Origin of the sequence: Shewanella sp. AC91-MNA-CIBAN-0169 (genome assembly GCF_040310165.1) — a bacterium.
In the GTDB taxonomy this organism is placed as follows: domain Bacteria; phylum Pseudomonadota; class Gammaproteobacteria; order Enterobacterales; family Shewanellaceae; genus Shewanella.
On record NZ_JBEOPM010000015.1, the window covers coordinates 70,830 to 95,001 of the forward strand.

Annotated in this window: 15 protein-coding genes; 8 read left to right on the forward strand and 7 right to left on the reverse strand. The window is 41.2% G+C overall.

The genetic code is table 11. The features are described from left to right. Positions 1–42: 42 nt before the first annotated feature. On the reverse strand, positions 43–603 hold the full coding sequence (locus AAEY98_RS13860) for a GNAT family N-acetyltransferase (protein WP_351017639.1): 561 nt from the start codon (positions 601–603) through the stop codon (positions 43–45). 179 nt (positions 604–782) lie between these two features. On the opposite strand from AAEY98_RS13860, the gene AAEY98_RS13865 reads away from it, so the two are divergent. The 3 genes from AAEY98_RS13865 to AAEY98_RS13875 all read left to right on the forward strand — a co-directional run bounded on the left by AAEY98_RS13865 (position 783) and on the right by AAEY98_RS13875 (position 8,140). Beyond that, positions 783–1,970 carry an efflux RND transporter periplasmic adaptor subunit gene (locus AAEY98_RS13865; RefSeq protein ID WP_351017642.1) on the forward strand — a complete coding sequence of 396 codons (1,188 nt, stop codon included), beginning with the start codon at positions 783–785 and terminating at the stop codon, positions 1,968–1,970. Between the two features lie 5 nt (positions 1,971–1,975). Further along, on the forward strand, positions 1,976–5,161 hold the full coding sequence (locus tag AAEY98_RS13870) for an efflux RND transporter permease subunit (RefSeq protein WP_101088361.1): 3,186 nt from the start codon (positions 1,976–1,978) through the stop codon (positions 5,159–5,161). A gap of 276 nt (positions 5,162–5,437) precedes the next feature. Further along, on the forward strand, positions 5,438–8,140 hold the full coding sequence (locus tag AAEY98_RS13875; protein WP_101088362.1) for a bifunctional acetate--CoA ligase family protein/GNAT family N-acetyltransferase: 2,703 nt from the start codon (positions 5,438–5,440) through the stop codon (positions 8,138–8,140). Positions 8,141–8,354: 214 nt separating this feature from the next. On the opposite strand, the gene AAEY98_RS13880 is transcribed toward AAEY98_RS13875, so the two are convergent. Continuing rightward, on the reverse strand, positions 8,355–9,377 hold the full coding sequence (locus AAEY98_RS13880) for a GGDEF domain-containing protein (protein ID WP_101088363.1): 1,023 nt from the start codon (positions 9,375–9,377) through the stop codon (positions 8,355–8,357). A 398-nt stretch (positions 9,378–9,775) separates the two neighbouring features. Here AAEY98_RS13880 and eco point away from each other — a divergent pair, with 398 nt between their 5' ends. After that, a complete protein-coding gene (gene eco, locus AAEY98_RS13885; RefSeq protein ID WP_351017645.1) occupies positions 9,776–10,342 on the forward strand; it encodes a serine protease inhibitor ecotin in 567 nt (188 codons plus the stop codon). A gap of 325 nt (positions 10,343–10,667) precedes the next feature. Here eco and AAEY98_RS13890 read toward each other — a convergent pair whose 3' ends face one another. The 5 genes from AAEY98_RS13890 to pssA form a co-directional block, all read right to left on the reverse strand. Then, positions 10,668–10,943, reverse strand: coding sequence for a hypothetical protein (locus AAEY98_RS13890; protein WP_011637386.1), 276 nt, complete (start codon positions 10,941–10,943; stop codon positions 10,668–10,670). Next, a complete protein-coding gene (locus tag AAEY98_RS13895) occupies positions 10,940–12,949 on the reverse strand; it encodes a RecQ family ATP-dependent DNA helicase (RefSeq protein ID WP_351017648.1) in 2,010 nt (669 codons plus the stop codon). The genes AAEY98_RS13890 and AAEY98_RS13895 overlap by 4 nt, the downstream gene beginning before the upstream one ends. A 135-nt stretch (positions 12,950–13,084) precedes the next feature. Beyond that, positions 13,085–13,438, reverse strand: coding sequence for a hypothetical protein (locus tag AAEY98_RS13900; RefSeq protein WP_351017651.1), 354 nt, complete (start codon positions 13,436–13,438; stop codon positions 13,085–13,087). A gap of 150 nt (positions 13,439–13,588) precedes the next feature. After that, on the reverse strand, positions 13,589–14,392 hold the full coding sequence (locus tag AAEY98_RS13905; RefSeq protein ID WP_192114856.1) for a tRNA-uridine aminocarboxypropyltransferase: 804 nt from the start codon (positions 14,390–14,392) through the stop codon (positions 13,589–13,591). Between the two features lie 71 nt (positions 14,393–14,463). Beyond that, on the reverse strand, positions 14,464–15,804 hold the full coding sequence (gene pssA, locus AAEY98_RS13910) for a CDP-diacylglycerol--serine O-phosphatidyltransferase (protein ID WP_351017654.1): 1,341 nt from the start codon (positions 15,802–15,804) through the stop codon (positions 14,464–14,466). 717 nt (positions 15,805–16,521) lie between these two features. Between pssA and dacB the strand changes: the two genes are divergently transcribed. The 4 genes from dacB to katG all read left to right on the forward strand — a co-directional run bounded on the left by dacB (position 16,522) and on the right by katG (position 24,159). Further along, positions 16,522–18,093 (forward strand): D-alanyl-D-alanine carboxypeptidase/D-alanyl-D-alanine endopeptidase, encoded by a 1,572-nt coding sequence (dacB, locus tag AAEY98_RS13915; RefSeq protein WP_351017657.1) that lies wholly within the window; start codon positions 16,522–16,524, stop codon positions 18,091–18,093. A 285-nt stretch (positions 18,094–18,378) separates the two neighbouring features. Continuing rightward, positions 18,379–19,791 (forward strand): TonB-dependent receptor, encoded by a 1,413-nt coding sequence (locus tag AAEY98_RS13920; RefSeq protein ID WP_335692329.1) that lies wholly within the window; start codon positions 18,379–18,381, stop codon positions 19,789–19,791. A 390-nt stretch (positions 19,792–20,181) separates the two neighbouring features. Further along, positions 20,182–21,729, forward strand: a complete 1,548-nt coding sequence (locus tag AAEY98_RS13925) for a putative bifunctional diguanylate cyclase/phosphodiesterase (RefSeq protein WP_351017660.1) — start codon at positions 20,182–20,184, stop codon at positions 21,727–21,729. A 243-nt stretch (positions 21,730–21,972) separates the two neighbouring features. Continuing rightward, positions 21,973–24,159 carry a catalase/peroxidase HPI gene (gene katG, locus AAEY98_RS13930; protein ID WP_101088371.1) on the forward strand — a complete coding sequence of 729 codons (2,187 nt, stop codon included), beginning with the start codon at positions 21,973–21,975 and terminating at the stop codon, positions 24,157–24,159. Positions 24,160–24,172: the final 13 nt, after the last annotated feature.

A 24,172-nucleotide genomic window follows, 5' to 3' on the forward strand; every position in this document is an offset into this window, starting at 1 on the left:
AAAGAGCAGCTCAGGCTGCTTTTTTTATTGCCTTAAAAAACATTACACCGCTTTTTGATAAAACACTGCTTCAGTATCGCCTAAAGGATCACGGTGAATACTTTTATGTTGAAACGTCATACCGAGTTTTTTCATAATCGCAATTGAGGCAATATTTTCCTCTACTGCTATCGCACTCACATGAGTCACGTCATCAGGCTCACTGACAGCATCCATCACCGCTTTGGCAGCTTCTGTAGCATACCCTTTACCCCAACAAATATGCTTAAACCGCCAACCTAACTCTAAGTTATGCGGTTGTGCTTGGGTAAAAAAGTGCATCGGTCTGACTAATACCCAGCCTAAATACTCGCCGCTTAACCCGTGTTGGTCATTGGCGTCACAATCGAGCGCATGGACTTTCCATAATCCCCAACCTTTTGACGGATTTAAATATTGAGCCAATCTTGGCAACATGATCGTATCTATCTGATGCTGAGTGGTTTTATTGCCGCCATTAAGAAAGTGCATGACTCGTTCATCTTGGTCTAGTTCAAATAATAGTGCGCTGTCATTAAGAGTCATTAATGACAGTTGTAATCTAGAGGTGTTTTCAATCTGCACAATATCTGTTCCCTAAAGGTTTTATGTCATGAGATCACATGCAAGTAGTTGACACACAAGTTTACACAATGAAACAACAAACACTAAACATATCGATTAACATATACAGTAGAAAAAAGACTATTGGCGGTATGAAATGAACTTACTGCAAAAATATCGGATTATAAAAAGGAAGCATTGTGGCTACTAAAAAACAAATAATATTACCCATCATAGTATTAGGTATTGGAATAGCCGGTTTAGTTGGCATTGCTGCACTAAAAAAACCGCCTGAAGAAAAGCCTGCAGTTGATACCACCCCTTTAGTGTCGGTTGAAGCACTTGAATATAAACCGATGACTTTTTCTGTCAGTTCATACGGTGTTGTCGCGGCAAAATACGACACCGAACTCGTCGCACAAGTCAGTGGTGAAATTATTTATTTAGCCGATAAATTCGTCAAAGGTGGCTTTGTTAAAAAAGGTGATGTTTTAGCTAAAATTGATCCCAGTGACTATGAAGCTGGATTATTAGATGCTCAAGCAAACATAGCCTCGTCTAAAGCCAACATGGTACAAGAACGAGCCAATGCTGAAGTTGCCTTACGTGAATGGGCCGAAATAACCAGCAGTAAGCCAACTGATCTTAGTTTGCGCAAGCCGCAATTAGCACAAGAATTAGCCAAGCTAAAAAGTGCTGAAGCGGGTTTATTACGTGCACAGCGCGATTTAGAGCGGACTGTTATCCGCGCTCCGTATGATGCACTTATATCCAGCCGTGAAATCGGTTTAGGCGCATACGTCACCACTGGCAGCAAAATTGGTCATGTTTACAATACTGATACAGCAGAAATTCGCTTACCGCTAGCCGATAAAGAAATGCAATATTTGGATAAAAAAGGCACTCATGCTGAAGTACGATTAGCGGGAAACTTTGCCGGAAGCAAACAAGAGTGGATAGGAAAAATTGTTCGCAGTGAAGGCGTGGTAGACAGCAAAAGCCGGATGACATACCTGGTTGCCGAAATAGACGATCCATACGGACTCAATAGCGATAAAAATGAATTACGATTTGGCACCTATGTTACCGCCTATGTTGAAGGCAGTAATGCCGGTAATGTGGCCATTATTCCGCGTCATTTGATTGTAAATGGTTTAGTTGCTGTGATGGATAGCGACAAAACCTTACGCTATAAACCTGTTAACATTATTCGTCAAGAAGGCGCGAATGTCGTGATTTCCGAAGGTCTTGAATCAGGAATGCAAGTAATAACATCAGCGCTTGATTACCCGTTAGAAGGTATGCAACTAGCTCTGCCTGAAGATAAAATCTTACAAGATGAGTCAGTAGCAACAGAACAAACTGAACTTGCGATGGAAGGTAAATAAACATCATGGACGATACTAACAAAGGAATTATCGCCTGGTTTGCCCGCAATAGCGTTGCGGCAAACTTGTTGATGATCATTATCATACTCGGTGGTCTGTTGACCGCTAATACCATCCGTAAACAGTTCTTCCCTGCCGTTGAAGTTAACTGGATTCAATTTAGCGCCGTGTATCCAGGTACTGCACCACAAGAAGTGGAAGAAGGCATTACCATTAAGATTGAACAAGCCTTAGAAAGCGTTCAAGGCTTAAAAAGGGTTATTACATATTCAAACCGTAATATAGCGCAGGGATATTTTCAGGTTGAAGACTCATATGATCCACAAGTCGTACTTGAAGAGGTTAAGTCTGAAATTGACTCCATCTCAACCTTTCCAGGCGGCATGGAGCCCCCAAAAGTTGAACGGATTAAGTTTCGCCAAGAAGTAATGTATTTAAGCCTTTATGGTGACTTAAACCAAAAGCAACTCAAAGATTTAGGCGAGCGCATTAATGATGAAATCATGCAATTGCCTGGGGTCAACATTAGCGAATATTATAGCGGCTTAAGTTATGAAATTGGTATTGAAGTCAGTAAAGACCGTTTACGTGAGTTTGGGATAACGTTTAATGATGTGGCTGAGGCTGTTCGTGGCTATTCACGCAATATGTCTGCAGGCCAAATCAAAGCAGAAAATGGTTACATCAATTTACGCGTTCAGAATCAAGCCTATGTGGGTTACGAGTTTGAACAGCTGCCTTTATTGACACTGGATGATGGTACCAAAATATTATTGGGTGATATTGCCACCGTAAATGATGGCTTTGAAGAAGGTATTCAATACTCAAAATTTAATGGTAAAAATTCAGTTACCTTTTTCATTGGCGCGGGTAAAAATCAAAGTATTACTGATGTGGCAGATACCATTAATAGCTTTGTCGATAAACAGCAAAAAATATTACCACAAGGTGTCAAACTTGAACCTTGGGTAGACATGACTTACTACTTGGATGGCCGTTTACAACTGATGCTCGACAGCATGAAAAGTGGTGCGATATTAGTGTTTATCATGCTGGCTTTGTTCTTGCGAGTTCGATTGGCTTTTTGGGTGATGATGGGACTGCCTGTATGTTTCCTCGGTACCCTATTGTTTATGCCAATGGCATTTATTGATGTGACCATTAACGTTATCAGCTTGTTCGCCTTTATCTTAGTGCTGGGGATCGTGGTCGACGATGCCATTGTGATGGGCGAAAGTGCCCACAGTGAATCAGAAGAACACGGCCAAAGTATTGACAGCGTTATCCGTGGCGTTAAAAAAGTCGCTATGCCAGCTACATTCGGGGTACTGACCACGATTGCCGCTTTCCTACCGATAACCATGGACGATGGCCCATCATCAGCATTTGGGCAAGCAATCGGTTTTATCGTTATTTTATGTTTATTGTTTTCATTAATAGAATCAAAGTTGATTTTGCCTGCGCATTTGGCGCACATGAAAAAACCAACCATTGTTAAACCTGGTTCAAAAAATCCATTAGATTGGTTACGTAATGGGGTTAATTTTGTTCAAGGTAAAATTGATCGCGGTTTAACGAAATTTATTAAGTCTATCTATCGCCCTTCCCTTGAATTAGCGGTTGAGTATCGTTACGCGGTCATCATGTTGTTTATTAGCTTGATCTTAGTATGTGTTGGGCTCTATATGGGCGGTTTGGTTCGTTTTATCGGTCAACCAAAAATTCCACACGACTTTCCTAGAGTCACTGTTGAAATGAACGTTGATGCATCAGAAAAATCGACGCTCGCGGCCGCACTGGCCATAGAGCAGACATTATATGATGTTGATAAAAAGATTGAGCAGCAATATGGCCAGAAAATGATTTCTGACATGCAGGTCGATCTTAAAGGGCAAACAACGGCTGAAGTGATGACTAAATTGGTCGATCCATCACTCAGACCAATGGATACCTTTGCTTTAGCAGACTTATGGCGCAAAGCAATGCCACAAATTCCTGGGGTTAAATCGTTTAGCGTTCAAGACAGTTTAATGGGTGGCGGTCGTGAAGACGGTGACATTAGCTTTAGGCTTGAAGGTAAAGATGAAAGTCAGTTGGTTGCAGCGTCATTAGCTCTAAAAGCCAAGCTAAATTCACTTAAAGGCGTCAGCGACGTAAACGACAGCCGCCAGTCAAGTGCCAAAGAAGTGCAGTTCCAATTAAAGCCATTGGCCAATGCATTGGGCTTAACCTTAGCCAATATCGCCTCACAGGTGGGTAATAGTTTTTACGGTCTTGAAGCACAACGTATCATTCGTAATGGCGAAGAAATCAAAGTGATGCTGCGCTACCCTGAAGAGCAGCGTAACTCAATTGCATTGGTACAAGATGTGATGATTAACACCCCACAAGGTGCAGAGTTACCCTTATCTGAAGTTGCGGAAATCAAGGTCGTGCAAGGCGTAAACAGTATCCGCCGCGAAAATGGTAACCGAACCATTAACGTGTGGGCCAATGTAGATGCAGATCAAACTGAACCGTTTAAATTGGCTAAAGATATCCGTGATAACTTTATGCCAGAGTTGCTGATTAAGTATCCACGCGTCCACAGTGAAGTGTCTGGTAGTATTCAAGAGCAATTAGACAGCGCAGATACACAAATGCGTGACTTTATTTTATCGCTGTTGCTGATTTATAGCTTGTTGGCTATTCCACTGCGCTCATATATTCAACCTATTATGATTATGTCGGTGATTCCGTTTGGGGTTATCGGTTCCGTAATGGGACACATCATTTTAGGCATCGATTTAAGTGTGCTATCGATGTTTGGTATTATTGCCGCTGCTGGTGTTGTGGTGAATGACTCACTAGTGATGGTGGATTATGTCAATAACTCCCGCAAAGCGGGTGTGCCGATGAAACAAGCCGTGCTCAATGCAGGTTGCCGACGCTTTAGAGCTATCATGCTTACCTCATTGACAACATTCATTGGTCTAGTGCCAATTATGGCTGAGACCAGTATGCAAGCTCAAATGGTAATCCCAATGGCTGTTTCATTAGCGTTTGGGGTGTTGTTTGCGACTGTGGTAACTTTATGTCTCATTCCATGTTTGTATATTGCTATTGAAGACGGTAAAGCATTGATCCGCAAGGTCATCAATATTTACGTCCCAGCTCCTTCGTCTACGATATCTGTAACCGAACAACATTAAAGCAGTAATAATAACGACAATAACACCGACAATGACAAAGGGCCTAAATGGCCCTTTTTTATTGCATTTTTATGGCCCAGACAATGCTCTGAAATCGAGTCTATCGATGGTTTTTTTTGATGAGATAATTGATTACCAATGATTAAGTGAGTAATTGGTTTTATTCATAAAATGGCCCGTCTGTTAAAATAATCTCTTTATCGTTATTCGATAAAATATTATGCTAATCTAGTGTTAACAACCGTGTTTATTGCCAGCCAGCTAAGGTCACATTTTATGAGTCAACGCAGCATTAATGCACTCTTTAAACCCACTTCGGTGGCAGTCATTGGCGCATCTAACGGCAATAAGCGTGCAGGTAAAGCAATCATGAAAAACCTGCTATCAGGCGGTTTTTCTGGGCCAATAATGCCTGTTACACCCAAATATACCGCAGTAATGGGTGTATTGGCGTACCCCAATATTGAAGCATTACCGATCAAACCTGATTTAGCCATTATTTGCACCAACGCCTTAAGAGTGCCCAGTATTGTTGAACGTTTGGCTCAATTTGGCTGTAAAGTTGCGATTATTATGGCCTCTGGCATGGCATCGCAAACTGACGAGCAAGGTAATAATTTACTTGAACTCACCAAACAATATGCTAAACGATACGGAATGCGCTTATTAGGCCCCAATAGTTTGGGAATGATTTTACCGCCTATTGGACTCAATGCCAGTTTAGCGCACGCAGGAGCCAACGTAGGCAAAATTGCATTTGTGTCGCAATCAGCAGCCATTTGCACCACGGTACTCGATTGGGCCAACAACAAAGGTATTGGCTTTTCGTCGTTTATTTCACTCGGTGATGCCACCGATATCGACTTTGATGAATTACTCGATTATTTAGGCCGCGACAGTAAAACCAGCGCTATCATGCTGTATATCGATTCCATTAACGAAAAACGTCACTTTTTATCTGCCGCTCGCGCTGCCTCACGCAATAAACCCATCTTTGTGATTAAATCCGGTCGCAGCCGTGAAGGTGTGCAAGCCGCAATGCTCCATACTGGTGGTATTGGCGGCAACGATGCCGTTTATGAAGCCGCTTTTAGACGTGCCGGTATGTTAAGAGTAAATGATTTAATTGAATTATTTGCTGCGGTAGAAAGCCTTGCTCATTCGACCCCATTAAAAGGTGAACGATTAGTCATTATGAGTAATGGCGGCGGCCCTGCTGTATTGGCCGCGGATGAGTTGATTATTAAAGGTGGCAAACTGGCACAATTGTCAGAAAAAACCGTCGCTGAACTGAATGCTATTTTACCCAATACTTGGTCACAACAAAATCCTATCGACATGATTGGTGATTCAGACAGCCAACGCTATGCAGATACATTAAAAGTACTTATGAGCAGTAACGATACTGACACTATCTTGGTGCTACATTCACCATCTGTATTAGGTGAAAGTGTTGATATTGCTAACAGTATTATCGACACCATCAATCAACACCCTAACCGCAATAGAATCAATATGCTCACCAATTGGAGCGGTGAAGACTCAGCTTATTTGGCCCGTAAACGGTTTACCAAAGCTGGCATTCCGACCTATCGAACCCCTGAAGGTGCCGTAAGAGCATTTATGCACATGGTCGAATACCGTCGTAACCAAAAGCTACTCCAAGAAGTACCGCAGTCGATACCTGATAATATTCCGACTGACAGCAAAGCGGCACGACTATTATTACAACGCGCTTTGGATAATGGTCAAACAGTGGTTGAAACCCATCAAGCCGTTGATATTTTACGTGCTTACGGACTCAATACCATTGAAACTCGATTTGTAAAAGATGTTGATGAAGCGGTTAATGTCGCCAACCAGGTCGGTTATCCTGTGGCGTTAAAAGTGCAATCACCAGACTTACTGTATAAATCTGATGTGCACGGTGTAGTGCTAAATTTAGCCTCTGATGAAGATGTCAGTCACGCCGCCCACTCTATTATTGACCGGGTGCATCAAACTAATCCTTCAGCCAAAATTGACGGATTAATTATTCAAAAAATGGCATTAACCGCAGGAGCACAAGAAATTAGGGTGTCGGTAATTAATGACCCTGTATTTGGTCCGGCAATTTGTTTAGGTGAAGGTGGATCCGAATGGGACCCAACACGCGACGCTGCGGTTGCACTGCCACCGTTAAACATGGCACTGGCTCGTTATATGGTGATTCAAGCACTTAAAACCCATAAGCTGCGAGACCGTCATTTGCCACTCGGTCTAGACATGAATGCTTTATGCGTGATGCTGACTCAAATATCTCACTTAATTATTGATTGTCCTGAAATTGCCGAAGTAGACATTAATCCTGTTTTGGCCGCGGGTGAGAAAATCACCTTGTTAGATGTCAATATGCGGCTTCATGCCACCCCGCAAGACAACATTAACCGTTTAGCGATTTTGCCCTATCCAAAAGAATTAGAACAAACTACCACGTTAAAAAATGGTCTTGAGATAATGTTACGGCCTATTTTGCCAGAAGATGAGCCTAAACACTTAGATTTTGATAATTCGTTAAGTGATGAAGACAGATACAAGCGCTATTTTGGAGTGCGATCACGCATGACCCATGAAGAAATGGCAGTATTAACGCAAATTGATTATTCGCGTGAGATGGCATTTATTGCGACGACAATGACAGAGGATGGTGAAGAGCTAACATTAGGGGCTGTGAGAGCGTCTATCGACCCAGATAATACCGAAGCCGAGTTTGCTATGGCGGTTCGCAGTAATTATCAAGGGATTGGCTTAGGCAAGTTACTACTGGAAAAACTGATTGCTTACTATAAAACCAACAATACACTTTATTTAACGGGCTTTACCATGTTTGAAAACCGCAGTATGGCCAACCTCGCCAAGTCACTTGGGTTTACCGTATCATTTGATATGGAAGAACATTTAATAAAGATGCACATGGATTTACAACCTAAAGCGCAATAACATTTTGGTTGTGTTAAATGTAATCAACAGCAGATAAACATAAGCCCACATGGGTCAACCGCTAAAAAGTTGATTCGTTGTGGGCTTAACGTTTTTTAAATCAAACATTTGTTACTGCAAACATTTGTTACCACAAATATTGGTTACTGCAAACATTGGTTACTGTAAATAAGCTAATTAAAAGAGCATCGCACCGTAAAACCACCGATTAATGTTAACCAAATTTGACGCAATTTTTGCCGGCAGCTTTTGCAATATAAAGTTGTTCGTCAGCCCGCGATAATAAGGTATCTACATCATCACCCGTTTGAATAGTGGCCACTCCAATAGAAACGTTAATATGCCCCAGGTTTTGTTTCTTTTCTTTACCGATAGAAAGCTGTTTTAATGCAATTCTTTCACGTATTTTTTCCGCCACGTTAACGGCATCGATAAGTTTGGCATTGGGTAACATTACCACAAACTCTTCACCACCATAGCGAGCAACCAAATCATCGCCTTTAACGGTATTTTTCATGGCTAAAGCCACATAAGCCAACACTTTATCGCCAATTAAGTGGCCAAAAGTATCATTAAACATCTTAAAATTATCAATATCAATCATCAACAAACTGCATACCGTTTGAGTGTCGACAAACTTGGTGACCTGCTCTGCAGCAAACAACTCATAAGAGCGGCGGTTCTTTAACGATGTAAGTTCATCCGTCATAGCCACTTTACTCAAATTTTCCATTTCGTCTTTAAGGTTAGCAACTTCTTCAGATAATGACTCGAGGCTCGCAGACATTTGGCGATTATTAGCAATGACTTGATCAACTTCGGCGGCAATGGAACCAACGATAAGATTGAGCTCATCAGCATTAGGATTTGTTTGCAGCTTTTCGCCAAATTGATTGAGGTTAGATGAAAAAGATTCCGTGCCAACATTTAACTGCTCAATCTTATTAAGTAAGCTGTTAATCAGAATTTGAGTTTCGATTTGGACGTTTTCAATAATTTCTGGTGATTGTTCTTCAATAAATCGATTGTATAAACCTAAATTAACCTCGGGAGTAAATTGAACACCATTAGCAATTAAACCGTCAATTGCGCGTTTTAGATTAAGGTTACTCTCAGCAAAATAATCAAACCAAATAGCATAGTTTTCTGGCGTGACAGGAATAGCTAAGTCGGCCATTTTAGGTAACGCTAAATGCAGTATATGCGAGGTTTGTTCAAGATTTTGGGTATTATGCATCGAAGGCGATACCTTATTAATAAATACAATGTGTCAAAGGTTATCAGTATGTTATGTCATACTTATGAACTAAACTCAATTATTGATGTTGTCCAATAAACAAGCGTAAATAAAAAATAATCATTTTAACCCTTTTCATGCCAAGCAGCGTTTACACTAAATAACTCATACAACTCTGACGAAAGAGCGAGTAAATAAGGTTAAGCTGGATTGTTTGATGCCAAACCTACTATGAATTATATGCACAAGGTAATTGGTAAGTAAAAGACGATTTGGCCTCTTTTTCTGGGATTAATTGTGAGAAGTACACACTATATCTTAGCGTTCGTGTGTGCATACGAACAATACAATGCCGTTTTATGCGAGATGGTATTACATGCATTTTAAAAGGACAGAATATGAAACGAATCAGTGTTACTGATACCATAAAATTCGTGATGACGGTTACGGTCATCTGTACCGGTGTCATCTCGTTTGGATCGCGAGCTACCAGTCCCGTTGACAATCATTATCTGAACACCCTGAAAATTAACACTACGGTTATGGATGTCAGTCAATATCAGCCGCAACGAGCCAGTAAAATGTATCCGGCCCCCACTGAGGGCATGGTACAACATATACTGACCTTGCCTGAACTGAAAAATGAGCAAGATTACATGTTTGAAGTGCAAATAGGTCAAAATCAAATCGTCGATTGTAATAAGACCAAGCTCATCGGTGACATTGACAAAGTATCATTAGCCGGCTGGGGATATGTCTATTACCTAGTCGAAAAAGTGATGCAAGGTCCGACAACCAAAATGATGTGCACTAACGCTAAATCAGCTGAGTTTATCGTGCTTAATGAAGCACTGACATTACGCTATGACAGCCGTCAACCTAAAGTGTTTTATTTACCCGAAGGCACCGACTTACGATATAGAGTGTGGAAAACTGCGAGCGAGTTTGTGTTTAGTGGCCAATAATGATTAGACGTAAAGAGTTTATCTTTATTCTCGGGCTACCTTGTTAATCTGTTGACGATTTATGGGTATTTGATTTGGGTTAGTTGAACCCTGCCTAACGGCCAATGTGGTTGGCGGTGGCAAGCGCAATGACGTTAGTCGAGCAGATTGATGCGGGAGATGATACTACACTTGTACAATGGCTAAGCGACGATATTGCCATGCTTGGAAACGTGATATGAAAATGGCACATCAATTGTTGAATCACATTGAGAAAAGCTCAAATGATCCACTCTTAATGCTCAGCACACCGAGACAATCGTGTGCTGAGCTTAATCGATTAGATTTAGTAACGGCGAACCCTTACCACTTGCATTATTTCAATTTCAAATCCACCCACGACTTCTTTTGCCGGGTAGTAAATTAAATTGACTTTATGATCTAACAAACTCTTGAAACGCTGAGGTCGCTTGTATTTAAATGGCACATCGCAATCTTTAATCATTAACGTTTGAACCACCCATTCTCCAACTTGCCGTTGAATATGGGACACCACCGTCACGCCTTCACTTTGTATTAACTCACCGTGTCGCTCTAACAGTATTTTAGGAACCGGTTTCATGAATTTACCTTCTTAACAGTATCCAGAATATCTTGATATCGATAAGCACTAAAACGTCCAAAGCCATCTAGTTGTTTAACTTTCAAACGACTAAACATTGGCATTATCATACCAGCAAGAAATTTAGCCTGCGTGGCAATGGTTGGAGTGGGTAACGATTTTGCTCGAGCCACTAAAATTAACGGTTCAAGCAATGTTGTCACTGTGGCCGAGTCTGGTAACGGAGCCACAGCCTGTTTGGATAAGACGGCAATTTGCCCACGACAAACGCTGCAGTGACCACATACTTGTGGCACCGAGTGGTCATCAAAATAGTGAGCTAAATTTGCACTTAAACAACGATCAAGTTCAAAAAAATCGACTAGCTTACCAATCCGCACAATCTCTTTATGTTCATTCTCACTAAAATATTGACTGAGTTGCTGGGTCAATTGTTGTAATTGCTGCGGTGTCGCTAATGCCTGCTGTTGTACATCATACACTTGAGTGATTTTTTTTGTCTCAAGAATTATCAAATTCTGTTCAGCTAAATAGTCTAATGCCGCAACAACTCGTTGTCGTTCACAACCATGTTGTTGATATAAACTGTCAAAATCCAGTTGTCCCCACACCTTTTTAAACTGCGTATGGGCAAATACCTGACTCAAGAATTGCTGGCGCTGATCGTTAAACCGACTGAGGATGGCTTGCTGGTCTTCCACAAACCGATATTTAAATTCAGCAAAATAAGCATAGCTTGGGCGGATCACGCCTAAAAGTTCTAACTGCACAAATAATGTTTTCAACGGCAATGAACGAATATTACATGCTGTGGACAATGGCGTTTCTTGTACTTCCCAGCGACCACTTTCGGTTTCAGCTGCAATAATGCCTAATAATTGACCTATATTATCTGCTTCAGGTGTATCACCGTAAACAAAATTTTCAACAGTATTTAATCCATCTAAATTTGCTAACGTCACACAATGGGCTAGCAAACCATCACGCCCTGCTCGACCGATTTCTTGGCTGTAATTTTCAATCGACTTAGGTAAATCAAAATGGATAACAAATCGAATATCGGATTTATCAATGCCCATGCCAAAAGCGATAGTCGCCACTATCACTTGAATGTGGTTCTGCATAAATTGTTGTTGAATATGTTGTCGAACAGTTTGATCCATACCTGCATGGTACGCAGCAGCATTGATCCCTTGACTGATTAAGTGCGCAGCAACGTCCTCAGCGGTTTTCTGTAGGGTTACATATACTATGCCAGCACCTTGATAATTTTTAACGGTGTACGCGAGCTGAGTGAGCTTTTGTTGCTGATTAACCGCGACAACAGACAAATCTAAATTCGGCCGATAAAAACCGGTTTGCACCACCTGCTCTGGTATCAAACCAAAACGTTTAGCCATATCCAATTTTACTTGCTCAGTTGCCGTCGCTGTTAATAACAAACTTTGAGGGATTGAAAATTCTTGGCAATATTGAGGGATTTTTAAGTAATCAGGCCTGAAATTGTGTCCCCATTCTGAAATACAATGCGCTTCATCAACCACCAGCAACGAAATAGGGACTGACTTAAGAAATTGCCTAAAACGCTCATTTTTAAAACGCTCAACTGACACCATTAAAATTCGTGTACGTTGATCTCGTACATCGCGCATCACTTGTTGCGTTTGTTCATAAGTTAAACTTGAATCAATACTGGCGGCGGCGATGCTTTTACTGGCTAAAAATGCCAGCTGATCTTTCATTAAAGCCAGCAAAGGCGAAATAACTAAGGTTAGGTTGGGTAACTGTTGGGCACAAAACTGATAACACAAGGACTTACCTGAACCGGTAGGAAATATAGCTAACGCAGAATGACCGGCCAAAATGGTTTCAATAATGGCTTGTTGGCCTTCTCTGAACTCAGTAAAACCAAATTGTTGCTGCAACAATTGGTGTAGCGTCTGTTGATCGAAAAATGTTGGAGCGACGTCAGAAGTTGCTGCGTCACTATATGCTGAGGGAGTCATATAAAATCCTGTTATTAACCCCAAACAACATAGGATTATACGATAATTGATAAAACGGTAAGCCTTAGCACTATGGGGAGAGTTAAAGTACAGGCTAAAGTGCTATGAAAGGAATCTAAAACACATGAGCTACATTTACCGTTTACGGGCAATATATTGATTAATTAATTGGGTCAATTTATCTTCAAAACGCTCTTCTATGTCATCAAGGTCTTGATCAAACGAGCTAATAAACTTAACCGCTTTATCACGAGACAACACCTTACCTGCAAGGCTGTATTGAATTTCTATTAAGCTTTTGTCTAAGCGAGGCGCAAGAAACCAATGACACACATCAGCATTTAAGTTTAGTAATGCTCGCTCGGCCACCTGGCAAAAAGTGTTGATATGCTCAGCACCATCGGGTCCCAAACAACCGGGTTCAAGACGACACAAAACAACTAATTTTTTAGTATTTATCTCTCTAGCACTGTTTATCAACTCTTCCATAATGTGTACGAAACGATCCTTAATAAAATCCTGCAGATTAGAATGTTGCTTAGGTAAAATTGATAACCTAATAGCGATAACTAACACCATTAACGTTCAGTTAGCATCACGTAATTTAACACAATATGCAACCGTTTGGCGCCGATTAAGCTATTTTTTACCGCCCTCATGACTAGCCTGTAATGCATGTTTAAAAGCATCAATAAACTCAGAAATTGGCGTTAAGGTTTCTTTTGCCCGACGGTTACGCCCAAGCAAGGAAGATTCTACGAATAAATCAAACCAAGTCGATAATGCTAACCCATTTTGAGGCTCTTGAGCTGCGGTTAATGCCATTGCCGCGACTTCTGCTGTGCCCAGTTGAAAATCATGGCTGCCTTTACGCAGAGCGTAGGTTGCTAAGGTTTCAGGTGCAAATGAAAGCACTGGCATTTGTTGTAAATACGGGCTTTTACGATACATTTTAATGGCTTCACGCCAACTGCCATCAAGCATAACTAACAAAGGTATTTTGGTTATGCCCTGCTCAGTCGTCAACGAAGTGGCCGTTATTTGCTCAACGACGGCTTGATCGTTCTCAATATATTGTTGTGGGAAGACTAAAAATGGTTGATAAGTTGGATTAGACAATAAAGCCAACATTGCAGTATCGGTCTCGGTTCGAGTCCACAAAAACGCATGGGTATCAGGAATTAAGTCGGCAATCAGCCTACCACTATTGGTTGGTTTTAATACTTCATCGTTATACATAATCAACATAAAGCTGGTGTTGGTATTCAAGTATTGACGATGTTTACAGGTGCAAAATAATTCACCCAAGAGGCACAAATTACATCTAATAAGTTTCTTTCCTCGCGCGCCAAAGGGCTTTGTCGACAAGGATTTTCGATACTCATGCAAACGGTGAACCGCATGAATTGGCGCTTTAGTGGGTTTAGTCGGTAATTCTGACATTCTGCAACTCTAAGATGAAAAAAGTTCATCACCAATGCTGGTGATGAACTGATAAACGCATTATGAGGAAATTATAGAATACGGCGTAATAAAAAGTCTGCTTTTAAACGGCGAATTCGATTCATTATTTTCTTCACCGGTTTAGGGTATTTCTGCAAAGTATCAATTTGGCTGTAATGGAATAATCGCTCAGTGTGTAGCAAGATATATTGCTGCTCTTGAATAAACGACTCTTTCCAACATCCTGACTCATCATGCAATAATAAGCCATTTTCTAAATCCAATGCCCACGCGCGTGGGTTTAGGTTCGAACCCGTTATCAGATGCTTTCGATTATCGGCACTGATGCCCTTCAAATGAAAACTGTTAATACCATCTTTCCATAAATGAATATTCAGTTGTCCGTTCTCAATAGCCCATTGCTGGTTTTTGGCAAATTTACGCAGTGATTGCTCGTACATGTACGGCAACGCACCAATCGTTGAAAAATCTTGATCCGGCGGAATGTAGAAGTCATTCGCCGTTTTGTCACCAACGACAATATCTATTTTTTTGCCATCACGCAGATGTCTTGCTAATGCACGAGTTAAAATCGTTGGCGGGTTGAAATAAGGCGTACAAATAAACAACTCTTTAGTTGATTCATCGACTAACTTAACAATAGTGTCATTTAATCCGTTGTTCTTTCTGCCTAAACCGATCAATGGCGTAACACGGTTACCCACAGTGGTAGAGGTATACTGATAACGGGCCTGAGATAGACGATGTTTAAAACTTTTTACATCGTTCTTTTCAGGGTTATCTTCATTGTCTGCAGCTTGACTTAATACACTTACGGCAGGATCGCTAACGATATTCTGCTTTATCATGTCACGCATACTGCGAGCCAGCTCAGGACAATCGATAACATGGTATCTATCGAAACGGTATTTTTCTTGCTGTTGTAAATAAATGTTGTTAATGCTCGCGCCACTGTAAATAACAGTGTCGTCGATGATAAAGCCTTTAAGATGCAGTACACCCATAAATTCGCGAGACTTCACCGGCACACCGACAATATCAAACGGATGCGTTGCTTGGTCCATTAATTGGCGATATAAAATATAATTACCACTGTCGCCCTTTTGACCTATTAGGCCTCGGCGTGCACGATGATAATCCACTAACACTTTGATATCTAATTGTGGGTTTTGGTTCTTTGCGTCTAATAACGCCTGCAATACCTCACGGCCAGCTTCATCATCTTCAACATATAATGCTGCGATGTAAATTGAAGATGTTGCCGATGCAATTTTAGTTAGTAAGGCTTGCTTAAAATCTTTTGGCTTAAGCAACCAAGACACAGCATCTGCATTTAGGGCAATACCACCTAGCTTATCCAGCAAGGCATCCTCCTTAAAATGGGTGACCATTACCATAATCAGTAATGGGATCAAATTTAAAAAACATCACAGCGATATATTGTAATTGTAAGTACGCTGTTCAACTGTTTAGCAAGTAATACATGCCATGCTTACAGATAAATTGAGGGAATAAGTGACTTCAGAATAAGTAACGTCAACCTCAATTGATGATGTTTCTTTTAACGCAATATCGATAGAGCTAACGAGATAACCTTTACAATAATAAATATCATTGCTGAATGGTCTATCGTGGTCTGTCTATCCGCTCTAATCAACTTATATCACACCACAATATGCTGCAAAATAGAACTATTGCAGCTCTGAGGCATCTAATTCTAAAGATTGGTGAGCTTGGCGTTCTGTTAAGCTGATAGAAATTACCGACTAACAAGGTGATGAGCAAGATTTTTCTTACTTAGCTGCGGTTTTAGTACGCTTTTTTGTTGATAATTTGCGTAATAAAGCGAGATTGCTTGCTAACTAGTCAACTAAAGCGTCAATGATAATGAGTTAAACAATAATTCTAATTATCATAAATGAGGAAATATAACCAAAAAACATCAAATGCATATCAGCTAAGGATATCATCAGCTAACATAACCTATCGTTACTGAACTCTCACAATAGGCTTTTATGAATTCCCTTCTTTTTTGTCTCCCCCAGCCTCGTTTCTTTTATGAACAACCCTCTTTGCGGTTCACGCAAGCCTTATGTCTGCTAGGAGCATTGATTATCACAAGCCTGGTGAATGTTGCAATCGCAGCAGAAACATCCGACCAAGTAGCACTCAGTCAGCCACAAACAGTTCATAGTGATAGTACTACCCAGCAACCTGCAGCATTGTATCTTGATAATATGCTCCAGTTACTAAAACCAACACATTCACAGCTCGGCATCACAGTGTGGGACATGACGACTCAACAAACAGTATTTGAGTACAACAATCAATCGTTAATGCAACCTGCCAGCGTTCAAAAACTGTTAACCGCATTGGCTGCAACTAAACAACTCGGTAAAGACTTTACCTATCAAACCCGTTTAACTACGTTAGCAGAGCAACCTTTAGATAAAAGCCAAATTGATAATGGCATATATTCTGGCGACATTTACATAGAATTTAGTGGCGACCCAACCTTAAAATATCAAGATTTGCGACAGTTACTCGCCTCTTTAAGTCTGCTAGGTATCACTGAACTGACGGGCAATATTGTATTAACCAGTGAGCAAGATAACCAACTGCAGGCACCTGGCTGGGTATGGGATGATTTAGGGATTTGCTACGCAGCGCCAATATCGCCTTTCATCATTGATAAAAATTGTGTCTATGGTCGATTAGCAACAACCGGCTACAATAAAGTGGCCAACATCACCATGATGGGAAATCGGCCCATTGAAATCACCAATGATGCTTATTTTGTCACCCCAATCATCAACCGACCTGTTGCTAAGCCCACAGTGAAGACATTAACCGATGCGGTTGTTCTTCCTGCATATCTAACAGAATCAGTACCACAGTGTCAGTTAACGTTAAGTCGTTTCGATAATAATCGCTATCATCTTACTGGCTGCCATGTCGGCGCTAAATCATTGCCTTTGGCAATAGCCATTACCGAACCACAACTGTACGCGCAACAGATCGTAGCCAAACAATTGGCTTCTTTAGGCATTGTGCATCAGCAACCCATTACAGCACAAAAAATGAATACAGAACCGCAGTTTATGGCTCAAAGACAAGTGATCGCCAGCCACCAATCTGCAGCATTGCCTAAATTGCTCGAAACCATGTTGCTTAAATCAGATAATTTAATTGCCGACAGTTTATTAAAAAAATTGGGTGAGGTTTATTATCAAGCACCCAGTGATTTTGCCCGAAGTGGCCAAGCATTAAAAACCATTCTGTATTCTATTGGCATCGATTTATCAAATGCAAACATCGCTGATGGCTCTGGTTTGTCGCGTTATAACTTACTCACGCCTGAACACGTATTAAGTGTACTCACCACCTTATACCAACAACCTGAGTACCACTTTTTACTCGAGTTGTTACCAGAATCTGGTGTTAGTGGCACTTTACGCTATAAACGCTATTTCAATAAATCACCGTTGAAAAACCATGTGTTTGCTAAAACAGGCAGTATGTTGGGCATTGCAAACCTAGCTGGCAGAGTGAATGTCAGTAATGGTCATGATTATTTATTTGTTTTATTTGAAAATGGGTTAAGTCCACAGATTAAAAAACAACAAAAAGCGCCTTTTTCGGCGGTGTTTTTGCAAACCATGATGGATGTCCCAAGATAACCAGTACGAGAGATAGCCTGGACTCGAGATAACATCTCCATAGCCACCACATTTTGTTAAAACTGTGGCGGCTATCTTCTGTTTAATCTAAAAATAATGATTCTGGCCATCTGCATCGACGACCTGAGTAAAAATGCCACTATAAACATCAATAAAGTAACAATTAACGTAAAATCATCATTATATCGACACATTTTTCCTTTCAGCACTAGCGCATATTTCAACTTGCTATAACATTGTTAGCCGTAACCTTAAGATATGAATATTTTATCGTGTGGAGATAATATGGATAAGCAAGTCAGTTCGCGTGGCACAAAAGAAAAAGCCCTTCGTTTAAATCTAGACGAAAAAAAGTACGGCACCATTGTTGAAATTGGTGCAGGACAAGAAGTCGCACGTAACTTTTTTGTGGCTGGCGCTGCTGCGGGTACGATAGCGAAAACCATGTCGGCCTACGATATGAAATTTTCAGATGCCATCTATGGTGTCCAAGAAGATGGCCGTTATGTCAGTAAAGCTCGTGTGCTAGCGATGATGGAGCAAGAGTTTGATTTAGTGGTCGATCGTGTTGGAGCCATTCGCTCTAAGTCTTCACGATATTTTACCTATGCAGCTACTGTCTCAGCCAAGAGCTTTAATCGTAAAAACGAATGCCATGCATGGTGCGGGGTGCGTATTCAAATGTACCCTGGTGCTGAGCCGTCTAATATTATTGTCCATGTACGCATGTTCGATGACAGCGCTGAAGCACAACAACAAGCGCTGGGTATTTTAGGGGTTAACCTTATTTACGCCAGCTACTATTATTTTGAAGATCCAAAAATGATTATCGATTCGTTAACCGACAGCCTAAAAGCCAATCGGATTGAAATTGATTGTATCGACTTTCAAGGTCCCTACTTTGAAGATGTCGACAATCAAGCCAAGAATATTCATCTTATTCGCAGCTGGAAAACTCGCGCTATTATGTTCAAAGCCGATGGCAGTGTCGCGGTACCTGCCGATATGCTGTACAAAAAGAACGTGTTAACCATTCGTGGTTCATTTAAACCCATTACCAACCTTAATGTCGATATGATTGAGCAAGGCTACAAAGCCTTTTCGACATTAGAAGGGGTAACCGATAAAAATACCGTGTTAATCGCAGAAATATCACTGAATGACTTACACGGTAAAGATGCCAATATGACCGAGAAGGACATTATGGAACGGGTTAAATTGCTTAACTTATTAGGCTATAACGTAATGATTTCTGATTACACCCGCTATTTTTCATTACGTGCTTATTTTCGTCAGTACACCCAATTACAAATTGGCATTGTGGTGGGCATTGTTAACATTAAACAAATTTTTGATGAAGAATATTATCGTGGCATGGAAGGCGGCATTCTTGAAGCTTTTGGTAAGTTATTTCCTGATAATACGCGTTTGTTTGTCTACCCAGAACGGGATGAAAAAGGCGAGCTAAATGACTTAACCAATGTCAGTGTGCCTAGTAACTTGCGTTATTTATTCCGCCACGTGCTTGATAACGGCTTTATCACCAGTATTGAATCAAGCAATCTTGATTTGTTTAATATTTTTTCTCGAGAAATTTTACAACAAATTTGTCGCGGTCAAGGGGAATGGGTTAACGCCGTACCCGAGGCCGTCAGTAAAGCCATCATGGAACAAAAATTATTTGGTTACCGCGGCTAATGAATACATATTGATTCTGTATAAGGCAAGATGTCATTGCGCGGTTAGATGTTTGAACCTCAACGTGCAATGACTAAATATTATGAGAATCGTCGTTAAATAATTGATTTCATTTTCTACTTTAAGTACGCAAAAACAACATTAGTACACTAGTATTTAAATGGTTAACCTATCTTGGGTTAGCCATTTACTTAACAGGCACCTTTTTTACGCTATTTTAAATACACTGTCCTTAATAAATCTACACGAACAACACACCTTCACAACAACATTTTACAGCAATCTTTAACAACAGCTCGCTCGTTTTATCGATTATCCTTCCCCTCTTACCACAGGAAATAGCGATTGTTGCAGATATTGGCTTTATCAATGCTTATTTTAGGACTCTGTATGCTGGTCTTTAGTTTAAGAGCAGTAAACAAAATTTGTGTTAAGGACAATAATACTGGCTGGCGAGTGCTTAGAGGATTGATCATCTTTTTCGTGCTGGGCTATACAGGGGTTTTTTATTACCTGTGTAAACAATCTGACTTGGCAATATCAGATGTCATTTTTTGCATCATCATGTTTTCTGGTGGCGGATTTGTTGTGTTGGTCACTCGACTGAGTTTAATGAGTTTGCTTAAAGTCGAAAAATTAGTCATCAATGAGCGCAGTAATGCGCTGCACGATAGCTTAACAGGTCTACCTAATCGACAATATTTAATGAACTCGTTAAGTCATCATGTCGATGTTGGACTGCCATTCAGCCTGTTGCTGATTGATTTAAACCGTTTTAAACAAGTCAATGATGCTTTAGGCCATTATTATGGTGACTTACTCTTAATTGAAGTCGGTAAGAGTGTTTCTGAACACTTACCCGATGATGCAGCGTTATTTAGACTTGGCGGAGACGAATTTGCTGTCATTGTCACTCAAGTAGAATTAGCTCTGGTTCAACACACCATTAACGCTATACACCAGGCGCTTGAAAAGGCATTTTGCATTGAGAGTTATGATTTATTAGTGGGCGCTAGCGTAGGATTATCTCACTATCCCAGCTACGCAAGTGAAATAGGCCAATTGTTACAGCAAGCCGATATTGCTATGTACTCAAGTAAAAAACTAGCCACCTTATATACCACCTATGATCATAGCCTTGAAACCAATGCCGCCGAAAAAGTGAATATCAGTGCTTTATTAAAACGCGCGATTGAACAACAGGAGTTTGAACTCTGGTATCAACCTATCATTAATCTTCGCGACAACAGCCTTTACGGCGTCGAAGCGCTTATTCGCTGGCCTCGTCCAGATGGCAGTTACACGCCCCCAAGTGTGTTTATTAATATTGCCGAACAAACTACCCTTATAAACCAAATAACCGGTTGGGTAATGCAACAAGTTGCAAAAGACGTTGAGCATTTTGAATCCTTGGGTTTGTCTTTGTGTATCCACCTCAATTTGTCCGCTAAAGATTTACAAGATCCAACCCTAATCAATAAAAGTGTGTCACTTGTTAACGGCAATCACTCATCGCAGAAGATAATGTTTGAAATAACCGAAAGTGCAATGATGACCAATGTTGCACAAGCTAAAGATGCGATGACACAGATTACCGCTGCGGGGGGAGCATTCAGTATTGATGATTTTGGAACGGGGTTTTCTTCGCTAGAACTACTGCGTGACCTTCCTGTTACCCAAATTAAAATTGATGGTTCATTTATCAACAGTATCCATCATAGCGATGTAGACTTGGCAATAGTAAAATCAGTCATTTTTCTGTCCCAACACTTAAATTGTAATGTTGTAGCAGAAGGCGTAGAGAACAGTGAAACGGCGACATTACTAGCATCACTCGGTTGCGATCTCGCCCAAGGTTACTACTATAGTAAACCTATGCCCATGTCATCTTTTGCCCACTATATTCAAGTACAACAATCAATGAGCACCGCAGTCTAGCATCATAGTCTTTAATGACTTGGATCATGACTTACACCAAATTATTGGCCTAATCTCTATCAACATACTGTTCTATTATCGAACGATTTTTAACAGTCAGCATGACTAATCTTATTCATCAATAAAATCGATTAGCCGGACCGAAAAAAGTCGCTTTCATTCGTAGTCACAGTCAGTTAGCCTGTTATAGAAATCCAGTGATGCATAAAATTTATGCTATTTTTAGTGATAAAGGAACCTATCATGGACAAAGCACAACAAACCCAAGGCAAATGCCCAGTAAACCACGGCGGCAATACCACAGTCGCGAGCGACGTTATGGAGTGGTGGCCTAATGCACTTAATCTCGATATTCTTCATCAGCATGACAATAAAACCGATCCAATGGATCCTAACTTCGATTACCGCGAGGCGTTTAAAAGCCTCGACTTGTCTGCGGTAAAACAAGATCTCCACGCACTCATGACTGATAGCAAAGATTGGTGGCCAGCCGACTGGGGCCATTATGGTGGACTGATGATCCGTATGGCTTGGCACTCTGCTGGTACTTATCGTATAGCAGACGGTCGCGGCGGTGCAGGAACAGGTAACCAACGTTTTGCGCCACTCAACAGCTGGCCAGATAACGCCAATTTAGACAAAGCACGTAGATTACTGTGGCCAATTAAAAAGAAATATGGCAATAAGTTGTCTTGGGCTGATTTGATCATTCTCGCTGGTACCATTGCTTATGAATCTATGGGCCTAAAAACCTTTGGGTTTGCTGGCGGCCGTGCTGACATCTGGCATCCAGAGAAAGACATATACTGGGGTTCAGAAAAAGAATGGCTGGCAACAAGCGATACACCCAATAGCCGCTATTCAGGCGAACGAGATCTCGAAAATCCATTAGCCGCCGTAATGATGGGATTAATTTATGTCAATCCTGAAGGTCCTGATGGCAAGCCAGACCCACTGAGAACCGCACAAGACATTCGTGTCACCTTTGAACGCATGGCAATGAATGACGAAGAAACCGTCGCGCTTACTGCTGGTGGTCACACTGTCGGTAAATGTCACGGCAATGGTCGTGCAGAAAAGCTCGAAGCCGCTCCTGAAGGGGCTGAACTCGAAGACCAAGGTTTAGGCTGGTTAAACAAAACAAGCCGCGGTATTGGCCGCGATACGGTAACAAGCGGTATTGAAGGCGCTTGGACAACCAACCCAACTCAGTGGGACAATGGCTACTTTGAGTTATTGCTTAACTACGAGTGGGAACTTAAAAAGAGCCCTGCTGGTGCATGGCAATGGCAGCCTATCGACATCAAAGAAGAACATAAGCCTGTTGATGTTGAAGATCCATCGATTCGCCTAAGTCCTATCATGACCGACGCTGATATGGCGATGAAAATGGACCCAGAGTATAGAAAAATTTCAGATCGTTTTTATCAAGATCCAGCTTATTTCTCGGATGTGTTTGCTCGTGCTTGGTTTAAGCTTACTCACAGAGATTTGGGTCCTAAAAGTCGTTATTTAGGCACGGATGTACCTGCTGAAGAGTTAATATGGCAAGATCCTGTTCCACAAGTTGATTACAGCTTAACCGAACAAGAAGTTACCGACACTAAAGCTAAGATTCTGGCCAGTGGATTAAGTATTGCTGAACTTGTGGCTACGGCTTGGGACAGTGCCCGCACTTTCCGTGGTTCAGATTTTCGTGGCGGAGCCAACGGTGCACGTATTCGTTTAGCGCCACAAAAAGACTGGCAAGGTAACGAGCCGACAAGGTTACAAAAAGTATTAGCGGTGTTAACCACTATTCAAGCAGGCCTAACTAAGCCGGTTAGTATTGCAGATTTAATTGTGCTCGGAGGATCAGCCGCAGTAGAGCAAGCTGCTCATGCTGCTGGCGTTAAGATATCGGTGCCTTTTGTTGCCGGACGTGGCGATGCAACGCAAGCTCAAACTGATGTTGAGTCTTTTGATGTGTTAGAGCCTCTACACGATGCATTTAGAAACTGGCAAAAGAAAGACTATATCGTTCAGCCAGAAGAAATGATGCTCGACCGTACTCAATTAATGGGGCTAACCGCGCATGAAATGACAGTATTGGTTGGTGGTATGCGAGTATTAGGAACCAACTACGACAACAGTCAACACGGTGTATTTACCGACAATGTTGGCGTGTTATCAAATGACTTTTTTGTCAACTTAACTGATATGTCGTACAACTGGAAGCCTGCAGGTAAAAATCTGTATCACATTGTGGAGCGCAGCACTGATAAAGTGAAATGGACTGCAACTCGAGTTGATTTAGTCTTTGGCTCAAACTCTATTTTACGTTCGTATGCAGAGATTTATGCACAAGACGACGCAAAAGAGAAGTTTGTTAAAGACTTTGTTAAAACGTGGACTAAAGTAATGAATGCAGACAGGTTTGACCTAGCCTAGTGACGACGGTTAG